This is a genomic window from Reyranella aquatilis (genome assembly GCF_020880995.1).
In the GTDB taxonomy this organism is placed as follows: domain Bacteria; phylum Pseudomonadota; class Alphaproteobacteria; order Reyranellales; family Reyranellaceae; genus Reyranella; species Reyranella aquatilis.
On the sequence record NZ_JAJISD010000007.1, the window covers coordinates 209,329 to 232,166 of the forward strand.

A 22,838-nucleotide genomic window follows, 5' to 3' on the forward strand; every position below is an offset into this window, starting at 1 on the left:
CTGAAGCTGACGCAGTGCGCTGCTTCAGAAAACGGTGTCATCCTGAGCGCAGCGAAGGACCTTTATCTCATATGACCCACACCGAACGCCCCCTCGCACCGCCTCTCATCGTCGAACGCTGGTTCAACACCGACCAGCCGATTACCCTTGAGAGCCTGCGCGGCCGCATCGTCGTCCTTCACGCCTTCCAGATGCTGTGCCCCGGCTGCGTTTCCACCGCGATCCCGCAGGCGCGCAAGCTGAACGAGATCGCGAAGTCGATCGACGGGCTCGTGGTACTGGGCATTCACACCGTGTTCGAGCATCACGCGGCCATGACGCCGGTGTCGCTCGAGGCCTTCCTGCACGAATACAAGATCGCGTTCCCGGTCGCCGTCGATCGGCCGTCGCCCGACCGACCGATCCCGCAGACCATGGCGGCCTACGGCTTCCGGGGAACGCCCTCGACGGTGATCGTCGACCGCGAGGGCCGGATCGCGCGCCACAGTTTCGGCGCCGAGGACGATCTCGCCCTCGGCCTGATCCTGGGCAACCTGCTCAGCGCGCCGCCTTCAACTCCTTGAGCGCATCCTCCCAGGCGGCGATCGTGTGATCGATGTCGGCCTGGGTGTGCGCCACGCTGACATAGTACTTGCTCTCGCCCTTCATGATGCCGCGGGCGCGCAGCGCCTGGTTGAAGCGCTTCAGGAGCGCGGTGTCTGCCTTCAGTGTGTCGCGATAATCCTTGATCGGCTGGTCGGTGAAGACGATGTCGAACAGCGGCGGCTCGCCGATCACCTGCGCCTTGAAACCGTGCTTCTTCAGCAGTTCCGATAGCGTATCCATCAGCCTGCGGCCGTTGGCGAAGACGCCTTCGTAGGTGCCGGGCCGCTTCAGCACGTCGAGCGTCGCGAGGCCCGCGACGGCTGCGACCGGATTTCCCGAGAGCGTGCCGACCTGGAAGATGAAATCCTCGTCGGTCATCGCGAGGCGATCGAAGTGCTTCATGATGTCGGCGCGGCCGGCGATGGCCGCCAGCGCGAAGCCGCCGCCCACGATCTTGCCCAGGGTGCAGAGGTCGGGCGTGACACCGTAATATTCCTGGGCGCCGCCATAGGCGAAGCGGAACCCGGTCACGACCTCGTCGAAGATCAACGGGATGCCATGCTCGGCCGTCACCTCCCGCAGCGCCTGCAGGAAGCCGGGCCTGGGCGGGATCAGGCGCTGGAACGGCTCGACGATGACGCCGGCCAGCTCGTCCTTCTGCTCCTCGATCAGGCTTTTCACCATGTCGATGTCGTTGAAGGCCGCGACTACCATCTCATCGGCGACCGATTTCGGGATACCGGCCGAGTCGATGGACCCGCGCGGAAAATTGCCGGGGCTCTTCGGCGCCAGCGACACCAGCGCGTAGTCGCTCATGCCGTGATAGCCGCCCTCGAACTTCAGGATCTTGTCGCGCTTGCGGAAGGCCCGCGCGGCGCGCATCGCATAGAGATCGGCCTCGGTGCCGGAGCACACGAAGCGCACCTGCTCGGCACAGGCAACGGCATCGACGATCGCCTCGGCGAGCGCGATGCCGTGGCGGTTGTTGCCGAAGAAGGTCGTGCCCAGCGGCACCTGCGCCTGGACGGCCGCCGTGACCTCGGGATGGGCATGTCCGATGAACATCGGGCCGGAGCCCAGCAGGAAGTCGACGTACTCCTTGCCGGCCTCGTCGTAGATCCGACCGCCCTTGCCCTCCTTCAGGATCACCTCGGGGGGCATGTTGCCGAAGCTGCCGCCCGGCAGCACGCGGCGCGCCTGCTCGACCAGCTCGTTGGTGGGATCGACTGGGGTCTGGATGTTCATGGATGCCTCTACGCTTGAAGTCCGGTTCGGAGCAGGAAGCGCGCCACACCAGGGGCGCGCTTCCGGCGATGCCTATTCGATGGGAACGAAGATCGAGTGACGGAGCTTGCCGTCGATGGCCTTCGAGAAATGGCCCTTGCCATGCGTGTCCTCGACCAGGATGACCTCGCCGGCGCCGATGATGCGGGTCTCGCCGTCGCTCGCCTGGATGGAGACGCCGGCGTCGAGGTTGATGATGTACTGCCGGCGCGGCGCGGGATGCCATTCGTAATCGTAGGTGCCGGGCGTCTCGCGGAAGATGATGCCGGTCGCCGGCAGTGTGGCCGAGGTCTTGCCGCCGCGGCCTTCGTTCTTCCACTCGATCTCGATGTCGCGGAAATGGGTCTCGCCGTCGGCGTCGACATACAGGTTATGGATGCGCATGAATTTTTCTCTCCCTTGCCCTCTCGGCCGGGCAGCTTAGAACGAAAGCATGCTGAGGAAACCCGTTGAAGCCGTCCTTTTCGACATGGATGGCCTGCTGATCGATACCGAGGCCGTCTACATCGACGCCCTGCAGGACGCCGCCCGCGATCTCGGGATCGAGATGTCGCTCGACTTCTGCCATTCGATGATCGGCATCTCCGGTCGCGAATGCGACGTGATGATCCAGAATTTCTATGGCGCGGCGTTCCGGATCGACCGCTTTCGCGAGCGCTTCTCGGGGCATGCCAAGCGCCGGCTCGACAGCCACCTGCCGGTCAAGCCCGGGGTCGTGGAGATGCTCGACTTCCTCGGCGGCCGCGGCCTCCGCCTCGCCGTCGCCACCGGCTCGGGCCGGCTGACGGCCGAGCGCCATCTGGGCAAGGCCGGGCTGATCGACCGCTTCGCCGCCGTCGCCACGCGCGACGATGTCGAGAATGCCAAGCCGGCACCCGACGTCTATCTGGAGGCGGCCCGCCGCCTCGGCGTCGCGCCCGAAAACTGTGTCGCCTTCGAGGATTCAAACGTCGGCCTCACCGCCGCCCACGCCGCCGGCACGATGGCCTTCATGGTTCCGGACATCCTGCCGCCGCTGCGGGAAGTGCGGGCCAAGTGCCTGCGTGTGTTCGAGGACCTCCATGAGGCACGTCGGCTTCTCGAAGAATCGCTTTAATTTTCATATCGACTGATCCGGGAGCCCGCCGGGCGCGTATAGTAGCGTCAACAGCGGAGTTGCCTCGTGTCCCTGCGTCGTCTCCTCATCGCCTGCCTTGCATTCGTATCGGTGCACGCAGGAACGGCTTCCGCCCAGCCCACGAGTATCGGCAGCGAACCCTCGGGTCCGCCGCCAAAGGACTGGACGTTCGACATCGGACCGGGCGTCGTCGTCGCCCCGTGGTTCGAAGGCAGCGCGAACTATCGCGTCCTGCCCATCCCGAACCTCGATCTGCGCTATCAGCGCGACAAGGTGTTCATCTCCGCCCGCGACGGCGTCGGCGCCACGCTGTTCGACGACTCGGGCTTCAAGGCCGGCCCGATCTTCCGTTACCGCTTTCCGCGCAACCAGGGTGACGGCGGCTATCTCTTCGGTACCGGCAACGTGCCGTTCACCGTCGAGGGCGGCGCCTTCCTGCGCTACGACCAGCCCTTCTTCGCCGCAAAGGTCGAACTGAGGCGCGGCATCGGCGGCAGCAACGGCCTGATCTTCGACGCGCTGGTCGACGGCAAGATGCGGCTGAGCAACAGCTTCTTCCTGTCCGGCGGTCCGCGCCTCTCGGTGACCGACGGCACCTTCAACCAGGCCTATTTCGGCATCACCGCGCTGCAGTCGCTGAACTCCGGTTACGCCCAGTACTATCCGGGCGCCGGCCTTCGCAGCGTCGGCGTCGGGGCGAGCGCGTTGTGGCGGATCCATGACCGGCTGAGCTTCGTGGCCTTCGGCAGCTACAACTATCTGGCCGACACCGTGGCCTATTCGCCGATCGTCACGGGACCCGGCGGTTCGCGGAACCAGTTCGTGACCGGCGCCGCCCTCACCTGGCGTTTCTCCTGGTAAGGCTCGACGGACCGTAGATCGCCTCCGGCACCACGGCCGCCCCTCGACGATCGGTTCGAGGCGCGGCGACGGATGTGGACGTGGCGCAAGCCAAGGCCATCACTGCGTCGCCAGTCCGGCGTTGCGGGCATTGCGCCCGGCGAGCGGGGTGCAGGCCCTGCCTTCGCAAACCTCCGCCTTGTCGTTGTAGAAATACATCATCCAGTTGTTGGTCGGCAGGCTGGTCCACTGCTCCATCAAGACCCTGTCGACATGGGGCGCACGTTGCGGAATCCAGCTGCGCAGGCGATGCGGCGCATCCGGCAGAAGTCCGCCGCTGCTGGCATAGTTGCCGTGCAGTCCCACCCGGCAGTTCGGCCCTTCAAGGGTCCGTTCGATTCCGCCCAGCCACATGCGCGAACAGGACGACGCGCAGCGTCCGCGGATGACCGTGGACAGGCCGCGCTCCCGGATCAGGTCTCCGACGCAATAGCCGGCGCGGGCATTGCCCCCGCCCGAGTTGGTGAGAACGACGGTCCTGATCGCGGCCTGCGAGAGGATCGCCCCGAGGGCCGTGCATTCGGATCCGTCGACGGCGCCCGACAGGATCACGGACTGGCCCTCGATCCTCATGTCCATGGCCCAAGCCTGGAGCGGCGTCAGCAAGGCCAGCAGGATCAGCAGGGCGCGGCACGGCGATCGCATCTTCGTCGAACCGACTAGAACTTCTCGACCCACGGCCGCACCTCGACTTCCCAGCTCCAGGCACTGCGATGCTGGTGCAGGACATGCCAGTAGGTCTCGGCGATGGCATCGGGATCGAGCAGGCTGTCGGGCTTGTCGTCCGGCACCGGGCGCGCGGCGCTGCGGATACCGCCGTCGATCACGAAGTGGGCGACGTGGATGCCCTTCGGCGAGAGTTCGCGCGCCATCGACTGCGCCAGGCCGCGCAGCGCGAACTTGCCCATGGCGAAGCTGGCGGAGAGCGCGAAGCCTTTCACCCCGGCGGTCGCGCCCGACAGCAGGACAGCACCTTCGCCCCTGGGCAGCATCCGCTTCACCGCCTGCTGCGAGACCAGGAAGGCACCGAAGGCGCTGATCTCGATGGCCCGCCTCACGTCGTCCGGCGGCAGGTCGACCAGCGCGCCGCGCACACGGTTGCTGGCGTTGTAGACGACGACGTCCGGCGTGCGCCCGGCCGCGTCCAGGGTCTCGAACAGGCCGGCGACATCCTTCGGATCGGCGGCGTTGCAGGCATGGACCGATGCGCCGGTCTCCTTCGCGAGCGCCGCGAGCTTGCCCGTCTCGCGGGCGGCCAAGGCGACCGACAGGCCGTTCCGGGCGAACAGGCGGGCCAGCGAGGCGCTCAGGCCGGGGCCGGTCCCGACGATCAGGGCGGAGCTGTATTTCGGCATGTCCTGGGTCCTCTCGTTGCCGGATATTCCCGGCAGGTATACGCTTCCCATCAATAGGGAAGGAAACGAAGCCATGGACCAGGCTCAGCCGATCGGCCGCATCGACGTCATCTCCGACGTGATCTGCCCCTGGTGTTACATCGGCAAGCGCCAGCTCGAACGGGCCCTGGACCTGCTGGCCGCGCACCATTGCAGCGTCGCCGTCGCCTGGCACCCCTTCCAGCTCAATCCCGACATGCCCGCCGAGGGCGCGGAGCGCACCAGCTACCGCATCGCCAAGTTCGGCAGCCTCGAACGCTCCCGGCAACTCGACCAGCGCATCACCGAGACCGCGGCGACGGTCGGGCTGGAATTCCATCTCGATCGCATCAAGCGCACGCCCAACACCGTCAACGCCCATCGCCTGATCCGCTTCGCCGGCCCGCGCGGGCTCCAGGACGCGGTGGTCGAGGAACTGTTCGAGAGCTATTTCTGCAAGGGCGCCGACATCGGCGACTCGACCGTGCTCGCGGGCATCGCCGCCGAAGCCGGCCTCGATCGTGACGAGGTGCTCGCGATGCTGGCGGGCGACGAGGGCCGCCGCGAAGTGCTGGCGGGCGACCAGATGGCCCGCAACGCCGGCATCCAGGGCGTGCCAAGCTTCGCCCTGCAGGGTCACGTCCTCTTCTCCGGCGCGGTGCCGGCCGAGGAGATGGCACAGACCTTCCGGCGTGCGTGGGAAATCCTGAAGGACCGGGCGGCCTGAAGGCAGGACGGACCGCAGAGGTCGCCTGGGCGCCGATTGTCAGGATGGCCGGCCGCGGCGCGAGAGAGCCCGCCGGACCGGGAATGCTATGGCGCCAGGGTCGCGCGCCGGAGATTTCATCCCGGCTTGTCGGCCCGGTTATTCGCCCGTGAGGCTATGCTTGGCCATTCTGTAGCGCATGGTGTCGCGGCTGATGCCAAGTGCTCGCGCAGCCTTGGAAACATTGCCCTTGGCTTGCTGCAGAGCCACCTCGATGGTCCGCCTTTCGATCTCGGGCAGGCTCGAGACGCCGTCGACAGGCGGTTGGGCCTCTACGCGTTCCAGCGGCTGCGTGAACTGTACAAGCGCAAGGTTCGCCACCGTGACGCGCCCGTCGCTCGCCGAAAGCGCGGCCTGCTCCATCGCATTGCGCAACTCCCGCACGTTGCCGGGCCAAGCATGGGCGAGTAGCCGTGCCTCGGCGTCAGGTGCCAGCGTAAATCCCGGCCGGCGATAGCGTCGTGCATGCTGCTCCAAGAAGTGGCGTGCCAGCAGCAGCACGTCTTCGCCGCGCTGGCGCAGCGGCGGCACTGTGACGCCGAGCACGGACAAACGGAAGAATAGGTCCGAGCGGAACTTGCCCTCGTTGACGAGCTTCTCGAGCGGACGATGGGTTGCCGCGACGAAGCGCAGGTCCACCTGCCGCTCGCGCACGCTGCCGAGCCGCCGGACCGTACGGTCCTCCAGCAGCTTGAGCAGCTTGGCCTGCACAGCCGCGTCGAGATCGCCGATTTCGTCGAGGAACAGCGTGCCGCCATGCGCCGCTTCGACCAAGCCGATGCGTCGTTCGCGCGCGTCGGTGAAAGCCCCCTTCTCGTGGCCGAACAGCTCCGACTCGAGCAGGTGGGCCGGCAGGGCGGCGCAATTGAGCTCGATGAAGGGCCCCTGCCCCCGCGGCCCTTCGTAGTGCAGGGCCCGAGCCACCAGCTCCTTGCCGGCACCGGTTTCACCCAGGATCAGCACCGGTGGCGGCACGCCGTCGCGGAGGCGCAGGTCGGACTCGAGGATCTGGCCCAGCCGCTGGTGCAGTTCGCGCATCGCCGGCGACTGCCCCAGCAAGGTCGCCATTCCGCCCTGCCGGGCCTCGCGCCCACGGTAGTAGGAAAGAGTACCCTCGAGCCGCTCCTGGCCCACCGCCTTCTCGATCGCGAGCTTGAGCTCGGACAGCGCGATCGGCTTGGACAGGTAGTCGAACGCACCCGCCTTCATCGCCTCCACGGCGGTCTGGACCGATCCGTGTCCGGTCAGCACGATCACCTTGGTCGGCTGGCTACGCTCGCAAAGACTCTTCAGCAGTTCGAGCCCGTCTCCGTCGGGCAGCCCGAGGTCGAGCAGCACGAGGTCGGGAGCGAACTCGTCGAGAGCCTTGGCGGCTTCGCGTAGCGTCGAGGCGTGGCGCGGCTCGAACCCCTCGCGCTGCAGGAACCGATGGATATTGCGGGCGAGTGTTTCCTCGTCCTCGACCAGAAGGATGCCGTACGCCATGGTCAGGCCGCCACGGGAAGCGCAATGATGGCGGACGTGCCGCGACCACGCCCGGTGTCGAAGCGCAGGCTGCCGCCGAACCCCTGCACGATGCGCCGGGTCAGTACGAGCCCCAGCCCGGTGCCGCGCGCCTTCGTCGAGTAGAACAACCGTGGAAGCCCCTTATGCAGCGCGGGCGGCAGGCCCGTGCCGCTATCGATGACCCGGATCTCGACCTGCTTTCCGCCTTCAGCCAGCATCGTCTCGAGTATCAAGTCGCCTCCGGAAGGCATTGCTTCGATTGCATTGAGCACCAGGTTATCGAGCGCGGGCCTCAACGCACCGGGATTGCCACGCACTGGCGGCACCCTTCCTGGTCGAACGTCGATATGAACCCCTTGGCGTTCAGCGACTGCCGCATGATCACTCGCACTGGCTTCGACCAGACGATTGGCATCGGCCTGACCTCCCGCAATCGCTTCCTCGCGGGCTTGCAGCAGCAGATCGCGGACCCAGCCGTCGAGGCGATCCGACTCACGCATGATATCGGCAAGACACTGGTCGCGCTCCGGATCGTCCTCCATGCGCGCCAGTTCCGCCGAGGAGCGAATCGAGGCCAGGGGGTTGCGCAGGCCGTGAGCCACCGTCGAGGCGATTGCGCCGATCGCGGCCAGAGCTTCCGCCTCCACCAATTGTTCCTGCTGCCTGGCCATGACCTTGCGGGCGTAGGCGACCACTCCGAACAGGGCGCCGTAAAGCATTGCTGCACCACAGCCGATCACCATCCAGACCAGCCGGAGGTCGCGGTCGATCGCCTGGAACAGGTTCTCGGGGAGGCGATAGATCTCGACGACACCGATCACCTCCGTCCCGGCGGCGTTGCGAACCGGGAGGTAGGCCTCCATGAAGCGGCTGCCGCCCGTGCCCGGCGAGAGTTCGATGTGCTCTTCCTTGTGATCGCCCACTTCACCCGACTCGACCACGATGCGTCCGCGAAGCGCCTCCTGCAGCTCGTGGTTTTCCAGGAAGCGGCGACCGATCAGTGCAGCGTCGCTCGACCACAGGACCGTGCCGTCCGTCGAGTAGACGTTGGCGCGCACGACGCCGGGCATACGCGAGACATGCTTAAAGAAAGATTCGAGCGGCTCCTTGGCAGCGGCCGACTTTGGGTCGACGAAGTACACCCATGTCTCCTCCGCCCGCATGATGCTTTCGACGAAGGCTGCGCTCACGGCTGCATCGCGCTCCAGCGTATTGCGTGTCAGCGCGCGGCCAAGCAGCAGCGCGCTGCCGCTTCCGAACAGGACGACGCAGACCAGCGAGGTGAACGCGAACCAGCGCAGCAGGTCGAACTGGCGGGCAGAGCTTCTCGAAATCTTGAAGATGGAAGACGGGCCGACCATGGGGTCGTTATACCGTATTGGTACTCGATGGAACGCTCGATGGGCTGCAGCCGCCCGCCGCGAAGGGGACCGGACCCGGCGAAGCCAGGTCCGGTCGGGCCCGCTACTTACGGACGGCCACGATCGCGACCGCGGCGGGACCCGCCTTCGCGCACGAGCACCAGGCCATTTTCGTCGCTGGTTGCATCAACCGCGGGAGCCTTGGCTTCGTCGGCCGCGACCGTGGTGGCTACCGCCGGCTGGAAAGTGGGAGCGGCGAAAGCGACGGCCGGCAGGGTGGCAGCAACGAGCGTGGCAATCAGGATAGGCTTCATCATGACATTTCTCTCCGTGTTGAGCGGATGCTTGGGGCATCCGCTCAACCAGATTGCGAGCGCCGTGCCACCCGTGCCGGAAGCGCTAACCAACTGAAATCAAAGGAAATCCAGCGTTTCCTGGCGTTGCGACGACACGCGATTGGGGGATTTGCCCCACCCACTTGGGTCTGTTGGCCCATTCTCGCGAGACGCCTCAGAACTTTTGCGACAGGGTCAGGAAGAATGCGCGCCTCATACCATACTGCGGCGCGCCGACACCGACGCCTGCGCCGGTTCGCAACTGATATTGATTATCGGTCACGTTCAGGACATCGAACCGCAGGCGCGTCGATCTCTTCTCGAGAATCGGGAGCGACTGCGTGACCGACAGGTTGAGGGTGGCATAGCCCGGCAGCGACGTGTCGTTGGGCGTCGCCACGGTGGTGCGAAGCCCACTGCCGAGGAGCAGGTCGGCCGCGAGTCGGGTCGCATGGTCGGTCTTGTAACCGAAGACATATGAAATGCCGGCCGAGCCGGAAAGGCCCTGGTCATGATCGGCGGGAATCCAGTTGAGAGCAATGTAATCGAGTTCCGCCGGGCTCGCATTGAACTGGGCCGAGTTGAAGCCGATGACGGAAACACGAGACCAGGCGAGATTGGCATAGACTGACCACGGTCCCTCGTCATAGTTGGCGAAGATCTCGAAACCTCTCGATTGCGCGTATGCATAGTTGAAGGCGGTCATCAGCACGGGTGCCCCAAACTGCCCCTCATCCACGTAGTTCTGCGCGAACTTGTAGTAGGCGCTGAACCCGAGTGTGAGATGAGGCAGCGGCTTCGCTGTCAGGCCGAAATCGATATAGTCCGAGCGCTCGGCGCGTACCGGGTCGTTCAGGGTCACCAATGGCTCCGCCGTGGTTCCGGCGCGCGATGCGAGCGATGCCGCCGTCACGAAGCCAAGCGGCGGCGGAACGAAATATCTCGCGTATCCTGCGCGCAGAGAGACCGAAGGGACCGGTTCCCAAACCACGTTGACGCGCGGACTGAGCTGGTTCTCGTTCGTGACTCCGGATACCGCATCGAAGCGCAGCCCCCAGTTGACGGTCAGCGAAGGCAGGGCTCGCCACTCGTGCTGCAGGTAGACGCTGTAGGTCCAGGCCGTCAGGTCGGAATGGTCGAAGATGCCGACCGGTTGTCCGCCCGGCACGAGACCGCCGCCGCCGGGGACGAGAGGCAAGGCGTTGGCCCAGGTCGTACTGTTCAGCTGCTCGCGCTGCACAAGATAGCCTCCGCGCAGCGTGTGCCCTTCGGCCAGTTTCCAGCTGGCATCGCCCTGCAGGCCAGCGGCAACTCCCTGGCGGACCGCCCATGGGGCAAAGCCATTGTAGAGAAGGTCACCGATCGGGTCCGGTTGATAGGCCAGGCTCGAGTAGCGTGCGAACGCGGACACTTGAACATTGAGGTCTCGGTAGGACTTCTGCAGCGAACCGATCGCGAAGTAGGTCGATTCCGATTGCTGCTGGTCGAGCAGCGTACTGTCCCACGACGATATGCCGTTGACGGTGAAGGCGGGAGTCTGAAACGGCAGATTGGGGATCTGGAATCGGGCCGCGGCTCCTCCCGCTATGAAACTGAGGCGCGTCTGCTCATCGACGATCCCGGTCACCTTCGTCAGCGCATACCACTGCCTTGTAGCGTCGTGGAGCGGCTGATAGGACGCCGTCGGGTTCTCCATGCCGATGCTGTTGCTGGTGAACTGGCCGACGGCAAAGTAGTCGACCGGACCCGAGCGCCCTCCGTACTGCAGGACGGGCTGTATCCAGTTGTATGATCCCGTCATCAGCGCCGCCTCGATACCGGGATCGGTCGTCCCCGACCGAACACCGATGTCGACCACCCCGGCCGTCGTCAGGCCGTACTGGGCCGGCAGGGCGCCGGTGAGCAGAGACAGGGTGTCCGTGAAGCGGGCACTGAAAACCTGAGTGAAGGCCGACAGTCCTTCCGGCAACTGAACGCCGTCGAACCGGTATTGGAGATTGCTGTGGTCACCGCGGACGTGGATGCGGCCGAAGCCGTCCTGAACTACGCCGGGCGCGCGCAGCAGCACCTGTCCGAGAGGTGCGTTCTCCCCCTGGGGAATGTTCTCGATGTTCTGGCGTGTGAAGCCGTACCGCGTGGCCCCGAGGTCCGGCATGATCGAGGCGCGATCCTGATCGAGGCGGCCCGCCGTAACCTGGATCTCGAGCATGGTGCCGCGAGGCGATCCACTGGGTGTTGCCGTCTGGGCTCCTGCGGGCACCGCATACAGGCAGATGCCTACCCAAGCCGCGAGGCACGTCGACCGACGGAGCATTCGCTTCCCGAATGGCCCTTGGCTCGAGTGAGTTCCGGCGCCTACGGCGCCCGGTACGTCGACACTCACATCGCCGCCCCGAGACGCCGGACCCGGATACACCGGGTCCGGCATTGCGGGCTAACTACGGCCGACCGCGGCCGCGATCGCGGTCGCGGCCACGACCGTTGCGCGACTCGGCCTCGCGAACGGTGATGAGCGGGTTGGCGTCCTGCGACTGCTCGACGGTCGCGGCCTGCTCGGCCGGAGCGAGAGTCTCGACGGAAGGCTGGAACGTCGGCGCAGCGAAAGCCAGAGCGGGCAGAGAAACGGCGACGAGTGCGCCGAGAATGGTCGTCTTCATGAGCTTACCTCCTTGGTTGCGGACGCTTTCAGCGCCCTTCCAGCACATCGCCAAAGCCGTGCCAGCGTGCCAAAGAGGATCAACTTATTGATTCAGCGTGCTTTTCCCGAGTCGTCAGCGGACAGCGTCCCTGCGCGATGGGGGATTTCCCCCACCCAACTGGGTGATCTGCCCCACCACTTGGCCAGAGGCTCCGGCAACTATCGACTGAACGGACCAAGTCTTTTTTTATTCCGCCAAGACGTTCACGCGAAGGAATTCCGAGAGGTTCACCTGCCGCGAATGCTCATCGTCGGAGACGAGATCGGGCCGCTGACCGTCATCACATAGTCCGTCGCGCCGTTCGAGCCGGCGTCCAGCGCGATGGTCGTCTCCGTCGTGGCGGAGGTCAGCTTGGTTCGGCTGTCGATGCGTGCCGTCGCATTGGGACCCTTCACGGCATGGTTCTGCAGGTGGATCTCGCCGTTCGAGAGCGTGATGTCGCCTTCGATCGAACTCTGCGCGTTGATGAAGCCCGAAAGAACAGCCGAGCCGAATCCCATTTCCGTGCTGAAGATGCTGCCGACTCCCGTGGCGAACGATGCCAGGCCGAGCGACCCCTTGGCCACCGACGGGTAGATCACGCCGGACAGATGCCCCTGCCCGACGAGCGAATCGCGGATCTGCTCCGGTGAGTTGCCCTGCCCCTGCAGCGCGATCTTCATGACGTTGATCTTGCCGTCGACCGCCACCATCAGATGCTCGTTGCCGAAGACGTTCTGGCCGGCTGCACCGCGAAGCATCTCGCCGACATAGATGCCCTGCAGCGTACCCGCGACATCGACGGTCATCGTATCCTTCGACGCGTCGATGGTGCCGCCGAAATCGACGGCGCCGCTGTAGAACTGGCCGGTGAGCTTCGACACCTTCACGACGCCGTTCTTCAGCGTCGCGTCCATGTCGGCATAGGTCACCTTGAGCGAACCGAATTCGATCGCGCTGGTCTCGAGGCTCAGGGTCGCATCGAACGCGCGCAGGGCCGACAGATCGATCTGCTTGCCGGCGGCCGCGCGGGGCGCGCGGGACGGCAGCGGCACCGCAGCCGCATTCGGGCCCGCCGGCGCCGCCGGCAGTGCCGGCGTGGGCACCGCGGCCGGCGGTGCGTCGGTGACTCCCAGCCAGTCGTCGAGGTCGAGCGTCCCGGGAATCCGAAGATTGGCGCTGAAGTTTGGACGCTGCCCCAGCGTCGCGTCGACACGACCGGCCATCTGCGTGCCCAGGGCCGTCAGGCTTCCATCGAACGACGCACGCTGCTCGTTACCCTTGAACGCGCCCTCGGCGGCAAGGGCACCCAGCCCCTCCTGCGGGCGCCCGGTGGCGACCGAGACGAGTCGGCTGGCATCCTGGGCCTGCACGCTGAAGTTCGAGAAGTCGAAGCCGAACTTGTCGCCCAGCACAAGTGACCCCGTGGCCTGCGCGGTCGCACCGGCCGCCGTCACGGACGCACCGCGCAGCGTGAGCGCCTCCGTGGTGCCCGCGACGTTGCCGCCCGCGGTCGAGGCGCCGAGCTTGCCGTTCAGGAATTTCGGCAGGCCGGCATAGACCAGCAGCTTGTCGGTGTCGGGCATGCTCGCGTTGAAGGTGACGTCGAAGCGCGGGACCGTACCGAAGTCGAGCACCTGGCCCTTGAAGTCGAACTTGGCGCCGAGCACGTCGGCCAGCTTGAGACCGTTCACCTTCAGCAGATTGCCCTGGATGGCGAGATCGGCGTCGATGCCACTCAACGTCTCTCCCCGGAACTGCAGCTTTGCGACCTTGGCCTTCAGCCCGAGCACCGGCAGCGTCTTGTCCGGAGGCGCCGACGCGGCGGGCGCCGTGAGCACGGGCGCGGTCGCTGTCGTTGCGGCCGGCGGCAGCACGGAGGAGAGCGGCGCAGCCTCCTTCGGCTGCGGCAGATAGGCATCGAGATCGAAGCGATCGAGCTGCACCGAGGTTGCGACGGTGAGCGGCACGCCGAACGCGATGCTGCCGCTGCCGGTCGCGGGCTGACCGTCGAGGTTCATGGCGAGGTCGGAGATCTGCAGGCTGTTCGCCGTCGAGGCGACCTTGCCCTGGATCGACAGCGACTGCAGCTTGCTGGCCGGGATCCCGGACGTGTCGATCTCCAGCCAGGCGAGGGTCTCGCGCAGGCGCGAACCGCTCAGGCTGAACGCGCCGGCCGACTGGACCGGGTTGGCAACCGGCTTGGCGCCGGCTTCGGTCGCCGCCCCCGCCGCCGAAGGTGCGGCATTGGCCTCCAGGACCATGTCTCCCGGCAGGATGGCGCTAAGGCGCGGCACCGCGATCACGCCCTTCCGGATCTCCACCGCGAGCGCCACGTCACGCATCGTGCCCTTGCGGTAGATGACCTCCTTGGCGTCGATCGAGAACAGCACGGTGAAGGCCGGCGGGAACGGCGACAGCGAGGCCGGCGCAGCGGGTGCCTTGGCCGGGGCCGCCGGGCCGGTCGCGGGCTTGGCCGCCTGATTGGCCGGCGGGTTTGCTGCAGGACTGGCAGGCGGTGCGGCATTCGGCTTGGCGCCGGCAGCCAGCGGCGAGGCGGGCGCCGTTGCGGCGGAACCGGCGGCCGGAGGTTTCGCCGCTGCCGGGGCCGCTGATGGCGCAGGAGCCGCCGCACCGGGCGGATTGGTCGAAGCGTTTGCGGGCGGCGCCGTGACGGCCGGGGTGGCGGGGGCGGCATTCGGCTTGGCGCCAGCAGCCGGCGGCGTAGCGGGCGCCGTTGCGACGGCACCAGCGGCCGCGGGCTTCGCGGGTGCCGGCGGAGGTGCCGCAGTTGTCGGGGCCACCGAAGGCGCCGCGACGGCCGGCGCCGCGGGAGGGGCCGCAGCGCCGGACGCCGGTGCTTTGGCCGACGCAGCGGCTGAAGCTGTGCCGCCCGCCGGGGCGGCGGGTGCGGGTGTGGGAGCGGGCTTGGTCGACGTCGCGGACGGTGCCGTTGCTCCAGCCGGCGCCGCGGCTCCCGCCGGCGCGGCAGGCGGCTTGGTCGTCGCGTCAGTCGCCGCGGGCTTGGCCGGAGTGACGGGCGCGGCCGGCGCAACGAGCGCGGCGGTCTTCGGCTTGAAGGCATCGGGATTGGACAGCAGCGCAATCCACTTCCCGGCATCGAGCTTGGCCATCGACAGCCGGCTTTCGAGAGACGGATTGGCGCCGCCCGTCAGCACGACGTTGCCGGAGACGGTCTCCTCGGCCATCGACATCTTGAAATTCGTCAGCGCCAGCCGCTCGGCCGACAGGTCGATGTCGCCGTCGAACGACAACTGGCCGATCACCGAGGCGTCGAAGGCCGGAGGCTCCTGGCCACCCGCCCGGACCAGCGTGGCGATGAAGTCCGTCAGGCCGGCGGTCGAGAGCGAGACCTTGCCCTTCACATCCGCGTCGACGGCGATGCGGCTCACATGCCCGTCGAAGTTCAGCGACCCGCTCTGGACCTTGAGCTTGAACGACATGTCGTTGCCCTTGTCGGTCGGTGTGCCGACCGACGCCATCAGCGACAGGGGCACGCCATTGACCGTCGCGGTGCCGTCGAAGCTGAACGGCCCCTGGAAGGAGCCGACGGAGGCGAGCAGCTCGACGTTCTCGGCCTTCAGGGTCTGCTTGGTCTTGGGGTTGGTGTAGCTCAGCGTGCCTTCGCGGATCTTGAGCGTGCCGATCGCCAGGTGCAGGCCGCTGCTGGGCGCGCCGGCGGGCTGGCTGGCGCCGGCGCCCGGATTGAACTCCCAGTTGGGCCGGCCGTCGGCGTCGCTTTCCAGGATGATGTTCGGCCGGAAGAGCGTGAGCCGGCCGACCTCGATCTTGCCGCGCAGCAGCGCGCTCAGCGAGGGCGAGACGCCGATCCAGCGTACGTCCACCATCTGCGCGCCTTTGGCGCCGACCGCATTGGCGAAATGGACCTGCCGGGCGCTGATCCGGGGTCTCGGGAAAAACGTGAGCTTGAGCGGCCCCTCGATCACCAGCTCCCGGCCCGTCGCCTCCTTCACGGCGGCGATCATGGCCGGCTTGTATTGATCGACGTTCAGCAGCGTCGGCGCCAGGAAACCGGCGAGCGCCAGCAGGGCGAAGAACGCCACGACAGCCGCTCCGATCCGGATCCAGGTTCTCTTCCGCATGGCCAATGGGTTCGAGTTACGCCGGCAGGCGTATCAACGCCGGAAGCCGCCGCAGGATGCCTGTAGTCTAGTCGAGAGACCCCTTTGGGGCCATTGCGGGGTGGGACCGGTCACACGCTTGCCTCACGCCGGCGTCACGCCGCGAGTTCGTAGCGGCGGATCAGCCGGTAGAGAAGTGCGATCGGCACCAGGGTCACCACGATCAGCGTCGACGCCGCCGCCGTGGCGATGCCCCCGCCGCCCCCTTCGAGCGCCTGGAACATCACGACCGTCAGCGTCCGCCACTGCCCGCTGTAGAGCACGACGGTGGCGCTGAGTTCCGACGCGATGGTCACCCAGGTCAGCACGAAGCCGCTCATGATGCCGCCCAGCATCAGCGGCACCAGGATGCGCGCGAAGGTCTGCAGCGGCGAGCGGCCGAGGCTGATCGAGGCCTCCTCCAGCGAGGGATCGATCTGGTGCAGGATGCCGCTGGACGAGCGCACCGCGAACGGGATTTTGCGTACCGTGTAGGCCAGCACCATGATGAACGGCCCGCCCGTCAGGATCAGCCAGCCGCTGTTGAACGACACCACGAAGCCGATCGCCAGCACCGTCCCCGCCACGGCGAACGGCAGCGTGGCGATCACATCCAGAACCGCCGCCAGCCCCGAGCGCAGCCGCGTCACCACATAGGCGATCGGCACGCCGATCAGCGTGACGCCGATCGCCGCCAGCGTGGCGAACATCAGCGTGTTGAGCAGCGGCCGCGTCGAGCGCTCGAACAGCGCCGTGAAGTTGGCCGTGCTGAAATTGGGATGGAGCACGGGCCCGCGGAATTCCATGAACGACAGCACGACGATGGCGAAGAACGGCACCAGCGCCAGCAGCACGACCGACCAGCAATAGACGGTCGCGGCGATCCTGAGGCCGGGGCCGACCTTCAGGATGGGCGGCGCGGAGCGCGCGCCGGTGGCGAAGCGGCGGTTCGCCAGGAAGCGGCGCTGGATCAGCAGCACCAGCGAGGTCATCAGGATCAGCAGCACGCCCAGCACGCCGGCCGACGACGGATTCGGCGCGGTCTCGCCGACGAACAGCTTGAAGGCTTCCACGGCGAAGATCGGCATGTCCTCGGCCAGCACGAAAGGCACGCCGAAATTCTCCAGCGTCTCGATGAAGACCAGCAGACCGCCGGCCAGGATCGAGGGCACGACGATGGGCAGGGTGACGGTCCACAGCGTGCGGCGCGGCGAGGAGCCGAGGCTCTGCGCCGCCTCCTCGATCGACACGTCGACTGCCTTGAAGCCCGCCATCGTGGGCAGCAGCACATAGGGATAGAGCGTCAGCGTGTAGACCAGCACGATGCCGCCGGCGCCGTAGATCGAGCCGAAGCCGATGCCCCAGGAATTGAGCCACTGCGTCACCACGCCGGCGCGGCCCAGCAGCAGCACGATGGCGTAGGCGCTGACGAAGGACGGCAGGACCAGCGGCATGGCGGCCAGCGCGACGATCGCGGCCTTGCCCGGCACCGGCAGGCGCGCCAGCGCGAAGGCGAAGGGCACCGAGATCACGATGGTGGTGATCGTGGCCGCGACGCCGATCATCAGCGTGTTGGCAACGGCGCCGCGATAGAAGGGCCGGCCCAGGATCTTGACGTAGTTGGCAAAGGTGAACTTCTCGCCGTCCCCGTCGAGCACGCTGGCGCCGAACACGTTGAACAGCGGATAGAGCAGGAACAGGCCGAGGAACAGGAACCCCAGCGCGGCGATGGCCAGCGGCAGGCGCTGCTGGTGCGGGATCGTGAGCGTCACGGCAGCACGATCAGGCCAGCACGGTCACGCGCGCCGGATCGTAGGCCAGCGTCACCTGTGCCCCCGTCGCCAGCGTGCGATGCGGCTCGTCGAGCGACGCCACGCGGATCACGCTGCCATCGGCCAGGCGCACGTCGAAGCGGGTGATCGGTCCCAGGATCTCGACATGCGCCACGGTGCCGGACAGCCGCGGCCAGCCAGCCGGCGCCTCGGCATCGAGCCGCAGTGCCTCCGGGCGCAGCGAGACCCGGCCGGCGCCGGACAGGCCCAGCGCCTTCGGTTCGAGCAGGTTGGTGGTGCCCATGAACTCCGCCGCAAAGCGCGACGCGGGCTGGCGGTAGATCTCGGCCGGCGCGCCGACCTGCTCCAGCCTGCCGCTCTGCATCAGGGCGATGCGGTCGGACACCGACATCGCCTCCTCCTGGTCGTGCGTCACGTAGATCGCGGTGATGCCCAGGGACTTCTGCAGCTCGCGGATCTCGGCACGCATGCTGACGCGCAGCCGCGCATCGAGATTGCTGAGCGGCTCGTCGAACAGGAGGACCTGCGGGCGGATCACCAGCGCGCGGGCGATGGCGACGCGCTGCAGCTGGCCGCCCGAGAGCTGGTGCGGCCAGCGCTCGCCGTATCCGCCGAGCTGGACCAGCGACAGCGCTTCCTCGACGCGGCGCGCCACCTCCGCCGCGGTCACCTTCCGCGCCTTCAGGCCGTAGGCCACGTTGCCGGCCACGGTGAGGTTGGGGAATACCGCATAGTTCTGGAACACCATGCCGATGTCGCGCGTATGCGCCGGCAGCGTGTCGATTCGCTTCGTCCCGAACCGGATCTGGCCCTCGTCGAGCTCGCAGAAACCCGCGATCATGCGCAGCAGGGTGGTCTTGCCGCAGCCCGAGGGCCCCAGCAGGGTGAAGAACTCGCCTTCGCCGACGGTGAGATTTACGCCGTCGACCGCGCGAACCGTGCCGAAGGTCCGGGTGACGCCTTCAATGACGATGCCGGTCACGCTCAGCGGGACTCCTGCAACAGGTCCTTGATCTTCTCGAGCGTCTCCTTGCGCTTGTCCGTCCAGGCATCCTCGTTGTAGCTCAGCATCTTGAGGCTTCCGATCGGCGGCAGGCCGCCCGGCAGCGTCGCGAGGTCGAGGTCGGTGCGCGTCGGCCGGCGGAACGTCGCCTTGAGGATCATCTCGCGCACATCCTTGCGGTTCACGAAATCGACGAAGGCCCTGGCTTCCTCCGGATCGGGGCCGTTCCTGATGATGGCGACGCCTTCCATGGTGGCGAGCGTGCCGTCGGCCGGATAGATCGTCTTCACCGGCGCGCCGCCCGCGGCCCACATCGGGCCGGCATATTCCAGCGAGATGCCCAGCGGATACTCGCCGTTGCCGACGCCCTGGAAGACCAGCGACGAGCGGTTCAGCACCTTGAGGTTCCGGAACAGCTGCCCGACCTTCTTCCAGCCGGCGTCGCCGCCGCCCCACAGGTCGACCAGCATGGTGACCGTGGTGTAGGCCGAGCCCGAATTGGCCGGATCGGTGAAGGCGATCTTGCCCTTCCACTTCGGATCGAGCAGGTCGTTCCAGCCCTTGGGCCCCTGGTCGGCCGGCAGGATCTTGGTGTTCTGCAGGATCACCAGCAGGTGGAGGTTGTTGCCGATCCAGAGGTCCGCAGGGTCGCGATACTCGACCGGGATCGCGTCCTTGTTCTTCGAGGCATAGGGCGCGAACAGCGCCTTGTTGGTCTGCAGCAGCGAGCGGCTGATGCCCCAGACGATGTCTCCCAGCGGCCGTTCCTTCTCGGCCTGAAGGCGGCGGATCACCACGCCGGAGCCCGCAACGACCGGCTCGACGGCGATGCCGGTTTCCTTGGTGAAGGCGGCGAAGACGAGATCGTTCAGCGTGCTCTCGTTGGACGTATAGATCACGACCTTCTTCTGCTGCGCCTGCGCCGCCACGGGCAGCATCGCCGCGAACATCAGGCCCCATGCTGCAATGCAGCGTCTCGTCGGTCCCATCCGGTCCTCCCCTTGAGCGTCGGGGCTTTATATAGTCAGGGACAAAGAAGAGGAAACGACGACGATGGGTGACATTGCGTTCGGGTTTCAGGCCGCGCCGGCCAGCGACGTCCACAAGTCGGACCAGGCGCTCTACCGCGAGGTGATGCAGGACTGCGCGCTCGGCCAGAAGCTCGGCTTCGACGCGGCCTGGCTGCTCGAACACCATTTTAGCGACTACTATCCGACGCCGAGCCCGCTACTCTTCATGGCGCACATCGCGGCGGCCTTTCCCGACCTGTCGCTCGGCACCTCGGTGCTGGTGCTGCCCTGGTACCATCCGCTGCGGCTGGCCGAGGAGATCGCCATGCTGAACAGCATGACCAACGGCACCTTGCATCTCGGCATCGGCCGCGGCACGGCGAAGATGGAATACGACGCCTACAACGTCGACATGAACGAGGCGCGCGCCCGCTTCGCCGAATGCTACCGCATCGTCGAGAAGGGCCTCAAGGGCGAGCCCTTCACCCATGACGGGCCGTTCTGGAAGATCGAGAAGCCGATCAGGCTGCGGCCCGATCCCACCACCAAGAAGGTCCGCTTCTACGGCGCCATCGGCAGCCCGGCGAGTGCCGAGGTGATGGGCGATCTCGGCGTCGCGCCGATCTGTCTCTCGACCTTTCCCGACAAGCTGCTGACCAAGATCCTCGAACGCTGGCGCGCCCGCGCGGGCGCCGCGGCCCGGAATGCGATCCTGCCGATCTCGGTGAAGATGTTCATCGCCGACACCGACGAGGAGGCACGCGAGCTGGGCCGCCGCTTCTATCCGCCCTACTTCGACCTGCAGTGCACCCACTACGAGTCCGACGCCAATCCGTGGGCCGACATCCCCGAGTACCAGGATTTCAGCCGCATGTTCGCCAACCTGCGCAAGCTCACCGATCCGGCGGAACTCGGCCCGTTCATGGACTCGAATCTGGTGGGCAGCCCCGAGACGATCTGCCGGCGCATCGACCAGCTTGCCGCGCTCGGCTTCAACTATTTCATGGTGTCCTCGGCCACGCCCGGTACCCCTCTGGAACTGCGCCAGCGCATGATGACGCGCTTCGCCCGGGAAGTGTGCCCGCGCTATTCGAATGCCATGCGGGCCGCGCACGCCGCCTGACCCGGCGGGTATTTGTATTGCTTGTATCTTCAGAAGCCCTGTCGCCTTCCCGAGTCCCGTTCGCCGGTCCTAGTGTGCAGGAATGAAACTTCCGTCCGCCCCGACAGGCTGTCAGCCTTGAGACAGTGCTGAGGCCAGCGGGCCCGGCGTCGCGTGAAGGTTTGTACAATGCGTAAGAGGCTGCTGATCGGGTCTCTGGCCCTGCTGCTGGGCTGGTGCGACGTCGCGCTCGCCCAGCGGAGTGGCGGCGTGCTGCGCATCTTCCATCGAGACAACCCGACCAGCGCATCGATCCTCGAGGAGGCCAACGCTTCGACCGTCGTGGCCTTCATGCCGGTGTTCAACAACCTCGTGATGTTCGATCCGGCCGTCGCGAAGAACGCCGACGACACGATCGTTCCGGACCTCGCCGAATCCTGGACCTGGAACGACGACAGGACCGAACTATCGTTCAAGCTGCGCCGGGGCGCAAAGTGGCACGACGGGATGCCGTTCACGTCGAGCGACGTCGAATGCACCTTCAATCTGCTGACCAACCGGGCGCGTAACCGGCTGCGCACCAATCCACGGGGCTCGTGGTTCGGCAACGTCAACTTCGTGCGCGCGCCGACCGACTTCGACGTCACGATCCATCTCAACCGGCCGCAGCCCTCTCTGCTCGCCATGCTGGCTTCGGGCTTCGTCCCGATCTATCCCTGTCACGTGCCATTGGCACAGATGCGGGTGAAGCCGGTCGGCACCGGGCCGTTCAAGCTGGAGTCGTTCAACCAGTTCGACCGCATTCGCCTCGTGCGCAATCCGGACTACTGGAAGGCCGGCCGCCCCTATCTCGACGGCATCGAGTTCTCCGTGGTCGCCAGCCGTTCGACCGCCCTGCTCAGCTTCGTCGCCGGCCGCTACGACATGACCTTTCCGAGCGACGTGTCGATGTCGCAGCTGCGCGACGTCCGGCGTCAGTCTCCGCGTGTGATGTGCGAGGCGACAGCGATGAACAACAACACGAACCTGATGCTGAATCGCGAGGCGCCGCCGTTCGACAACCCGGATGTCCGCCGGGCCCTGATGCTCACCCTGGACCGACGGGCCTTCATGGACTCCCTCTCGGACGGCAGCGGCGTCATCGGCGGGCATCTGCAGCCCGCCCCGGAAGGCCGCTGGGGTCTGCCGGCGGAGATGTTGGCCAAGCTGCCGGGCTACGGCGCCGACCTCGAGAAGAACCGGACCGAGGCCCGCGAGCTGATGCGCAAGGCGGGGTACGGGCCGGACAAGCTTCTGCCGCTGAAGATCTTCACGCGCGCGGTCTCGCTCTATCGCAGCCCGGCGGCGGTGCTGGCCACGCAGCTTCAGGAAATCTACTTCGAGCCGACGCTCGACGTGGTCGAGACGGTGCACTGGTTCACGCGCCTGCAGCGCCGCGACTTCGCCCTGGCGATCGAGACGACCGGCAATGCCATCGACGACCCCGACCAGGTCTTCTACGAGACCTTCGCCTGCCGCTCGGAGCGCAACTACAATCGCTACTGCAATCCCGAGATCGAACGCCTGTTCGAGGCCCAGTCCTCGGAACTCGACGTCGAAAAGCGCCGCCAGCTCGTCTGGGACCTCGAAGCCCGCCTGCTGGCCGACAGCGCCCGCCCGCCGCTGATGTGGAACCGCGCGGCCACCTGCTGGCAGCCCTACGTGCAGGGCTTCGTGCCGCAGACCAACAGCTCCTACAACGGCTTCCGCTTCGAGGATGTGTGGATCGACCGCCGCTGAGGCGTTTCTGGGCGAGATTGGCTTGAGCCGCGCATGCCAACGCCCGCCTCATCCTGAGAGGCTGGCTCGAAATGAATTGAATCGCTTCAAGCACTTACCTCATC

Annotated in this window: 19 protein-coding genes; 6 read left to right on the top strand and 13 right to left on the bottom strand. The window is 66.7% G+C overall.

The genetic code is table 11. The features are described from left to right. Positions 1-71: 71 nt before the first annotated feature. Positions 72-563 (top strand): redoxin domain-containing protein, encoded by a 492-nt coding sequence (locus tag LJ725_RS17305; protein ID WP_230551888.1) that lies wholly within the window; start codon positions 72-74, stop codon positions 561-563. On the opposite strand, the gene LJ725_RS17310 is transcribed toward LJ725_RS17305, so the two are convergent. Together LJ725_RS17310 and LJ725_RS17315 are read right to left on the bottom strand one after the other, a co-directional pair. Further along, positions 538-1,830 carry an aspartate aminotransferase family protein gene (locus LJ725_RS17310; protein WP_230551889.1) on the bottom strand — a complete coding sequence of 431 codons (1,293 nt, stop codon included), beginning with the start codon at positions 1,828-1,830 and terminating at the stop codon, positions 538-540. The genes LJ725_RS17305 and LJ725_RS17310 overlap by 26 nt on opposite strands. A gap of 72 nt (positions 1,831-1,902) precedes the next feature. Beyond that, the gene (locus tag LJ725_RS17315; protein WP_230551890.1) at positions 1,903-2,253 is read right to left on the bottom strand and encodes a cupin domain-containing protein; all 351 of its coding nucleotides are present in this window, start codon (positions 2,251-2,253) and stop codon (positions 1,903-1,905) included. A gap of 49 nt (positions 2,254-2,302) precedes the next feature. Here LJ725_RS17315 and LJ725_RS17320 point away from each other — a divergent pair, with 49 nt between their 5' ends. Together LJ725_RS17320 and LJ725_RS17325 are read left to right on the top strand one after the other, a co-directional pair. Beyond that, entirely contained in the window at positions 2,303-2,965 is a 663-nt protein-coding gene (locus tag LJ725_RS17320; RefSeq protein ID WP_230551891.1) for an HAD family hydrolase, read from the top strand. 66 nt (positions 2,966-3,031) lie between these two features. Further along, positions 3,032-3,847, top strand: a complete 816-nt coding sequence (locus LJ725_RS17325) for a MipA/OmpV family protein (protein ID WP_230551892.1) — start codon at positions 3,032-3,034, stop codon at positions 3,845-3,847. A gap of 99 nt (positions 3,848-3,946) precedes the next feature. On the opposite strand, the gene LJ725_RS17330 is transcribed toward LJ725_RS17325, so the two are convergent. Together LJ725_RS17330 and LJ725_RS17335 are read right to left on the bottom strand one after the other, a co-directional pair. Continuing rightward, complete coding sequence (locus tag LJ725_RS17330) at positions 3,947-4,531, bottom strand: hypothetical protein (protein WP_230551893.1); 585 nt, start codon at positions 4,529-4,531, stop codon at positions 3,947-3,949. 14 nt (positions 4,532-4,545) lie between these two features. Continuing rightward, positions 4,546-5,241: an SDR family NAD(P)-dependent oxidoreductase gene (locus LJ725_RS17335; RefSeq protein ID WP_230551894.1), complete on the bottom strand. Its 696-nt coding sequence runs from the start codon at positions 5,239-5,241 to the stop codon at positions 4,546-4,548. Between the two features lie 73 nt (positions 5,242-5,314). On the opposite strand from LJ725_RS17335, the gene LJ725_RS17340 reads away from it, so the two are divergent. Next, positions 5,315-5,986 (top strand): DsbA family oxidoreductase, encoded by a 672-nt coding sequence (locus LJ725_RS17340; RefSeq protein WP_230551895.1) that lies wholly within the window; start codon positions 5,315-5,317, stop codon positions 5,984-5,986. Between the two features lie 138 nt (positions 5,987-6,124). On the opposite strand, the gene LJ725_RS17345 is transcribed toward LJ725_RS17340, so the two are convergent. From LJ725_RS17345 to LJ725_RS17385, 9 genes are all read right to left on the bottom strand, one after another. Continuing rightward, positions 6,125-7,510 (bottom strand): sigma-54-dependent transcriptional regulator, encoded by a 1,386-nt coding sequence (locus LJ725_RS17345; RefSeq protein ID WP_230551896.1) that lies wholly within the window; start codon positions 7,508-7,510, stop codon positions 6,125-6,127. Between the two features lie 2 nt (positions 7,511-7,512). Then, positions 7,513-8,892, bottom strand: coding sequence for a sensor histidine kinase (locus LJ725_RS17350; protein ID WP_230551897.1), 1,380 nt, complete (start codon positions 8,890-8,892; stop codon positions 7,513-7,515). A gap of 107 nt (positions 8,893-8,999) precedes the next feature. Beyond that, complete coding sequence (locus LJ725_RS17355; RefSeq protein WP_230551898.1) at positions 9,000-9,209, bottom strand: hypothetical protein; 210 nt, start codon at positions 9,207-9,209, stop codon at positions 9,000-9,002. A 193-nt stretch (positions 9,210-9,402) separates the two neighbouring features. Next, on the bottom strand, positions 9,403-11,436 hold the full coding sequence (locus LJ725_RS17360; RefSeq protein ID WP_230551899.1) for a TonB-dependent receptor: 2,034 nt from the start codon (positions 11,434-11,436) through the stop codon (positions 9,403-9,405). 229 nt (positions 11,437-11,665) lie between these two features. Further along, positions 11,666-11,884 carry a hypothetical protein gene (locus LJ725_RS17365; protein WP_230551900.1) on the bottom strand — a complete coding sequence of 73 codons (219 nt, stop codon included), beginning with the start codon at positions 11,882-11,884 and terminating at the stop codon, positions 11,666-11,668. 269 nt (positions 11,885-12,153) lie between these two features. Next, complete coding sequence (locus LJ725_RS17370) at positions 12,154-16,029, bottom strand: AsmA family protein (RefSeq protein ID WP_268990719.1); 3,876 nt, start codon at positions 16,027-16,029, stop codon at positions 12,154-12,156. 134 nt (positions 16,030-16,163) lie between these two features. Continuing rightward, the gene (locus LJ725_RS17375) at positions 16,164-17,819 is read right to left on the bottom strand and encodes an ABC transporter permease (RefSeq protein WP_230551902.1); all 1,656 of its coding nucleotides are present in this window, start codon (positions 17,817-17,819) and stop codon (positions 16,164-16,166) included. A 10-nt stretch (positions 17,820-17,829) separates the two neighbouring features. Continuing rightward, positions 17,830-18,822, bottom strand: a complete 993-nt coding sequence (locus LJ725_RS17380; protein ID WP_230551903.1) for an ABC transporter ATP-binding protein — start codon at positions 18,820-18,822, stop codon at positions 17,830-17,832. A gap of 2 nt (positions 18,823-18,824) precedes the next feature. After that, a complete protein-coding gene (locus LJ725_RS17385; protein ID WP_230551904.1) occupies positions 18,825-19,832 on the bottom strand; it encodes an extracellular solute-binding protein in 1,008 nt (335 codons plus the stop codon). Between the two features lie 64 nt (positions 19,833-19,896). Between LJ725_RS17385 and LJ725_RS17390 the strand changes: the two genes are divergently transcribed. Together LJ725_RS17390 and LJ725_RS17395 are read left to right on the top strand one after the other, a co-directional pair. Further along, complete coding sequence (locus LJ725_RS17390; protein WP_230551905.1) at positions 19,897-20,976, top strand: LLM class flavin-dependent oxidoreductase; 1,080 nt, start codon at positions 19,897-19,899, stop codon at positions 20,974-20,976. Positions 20,977-21,144: 168 nt separating this feature from the next. Then, the gene (locus LJ725_RS17395; RefSeq protein WP_230551906.1) at positions 21,145-22,734 is read left to right on the top strand and encodes an ABC transporter substrate-binding protein; all 1,590 of its coding nucleotides are present in this window, start codon (positions 21,145-21,147) and stop codon (positions 22,732-22,734) included. Positions 22,735-22,838: the final 104 nt, after the last annotated feature.